The sequence below is a fragment of the Massilia sp. LC238 genome (assembly GCF_000735635.1).
GTDB classification, from domain to species: Bacteria; Pseudomonadota; Gammaproteobacteria; order Burkholderiales; family Burkholderiaceae_D; genus Telluria; species Telluria varians.
Window position 1 is genome coordinate 1 of the sequence record NZ_JNNN01000011.1, and the last position, 840, is coordinate 840.

The following is an 840-nucleotide window of genomic DNA, read 5'->3' on the forward strand; positions in this document are numbered from 1 at the left end:
TACTTGATCCGGTTGAACTGCTTTTTGAGCGCCATCGCATTCGGCTTGCAGCCTGCGGCGGCCTGGCGCTGCCATTCGGCGAGCGCCCAGTTCCAGACCCGGCGCACAGTCCCGGCCGCGCGCGCGAAATAGCCGCGTTGTTCAAGCGTGGGGTCAATCCTGATCCGGTGCGCCAGCAGCATCGTGACTCTCCAGCGCCGCGCGCAGCTGGCGGCGGTAGTTGCGCAGCCCGCACAGGCGGCTCGAGAAGCAGTAGACGATCGTCATCAGGTCCTGCACCATCTCCTGCTCGGGCGACAGGCGTTCCTGGTTCAGCACCAGCAGTTCGCAGCCGTGCAAGGCTGCGTGATGCGCGAACCAGTCGAAGCCGAAGCGGGTCAGCCGATCGCGGTGGGCCAGCACCAGCGTCGCCACCTCGCCGCGCCCGATCGCATCCATCAGGGCCAGGAAGTGCTTGCGACCGAAGTTCAGCCCCCCCCGACTTCCTCAACATACTCGACCCCGGCCAGGCCGCGCGCGGCCGTGAACTGCTCGAGCGTGTGGCGCTGGTTTGCGAGGTCGGGGCGCTGGGCGGCGCTCGACACCCGGCAGTAGGCGACGATCCGCCGCGGTGCATCGGGCGACGGCAGGCGCAGGAACGCGCGCAGCTGGCTCTCGGTATAGCGACGTCGGTTGCTGGCGGTGCGCGCCGCCGGGACCAGTCGTCCCTCACGCTCCCAGCGCTGTAGCGTCTTGACCGTGATTCCCAGCAGCTTCGCTGCGTGTCCAATCGCTAAAGTGCTTTCCATGATCATTATTCGACACTTGGGTGCACATTAAGTTCGACTAGGGTCTAGCTCC

General features: G+C 66.2%; 1 protein-coding gene and 1 pseudogene. Both read right to left on the reverse strand.

The genetic code is table 11. The annotated features are described in order from the left end of the window. Positions 1-182: helix-turn-helix domain-containing protein (locus FG94_RS02690; RefSeq protein WP_036206748.1), on the reverse strand; the 182-nt coding region annotated here is incomplete at its 3' end. Beyond that, positions 154-788 (reverse strand): annotated as a pseudogene (locus tag FG94_RS25765) (IS607 family transposase). The pseudogene FG94_RS25765 and the gene FG94_RS02690, both read right to left, overlap by 29 nt. Positions 789-840 lie beyond the last annotated feature (52 nt).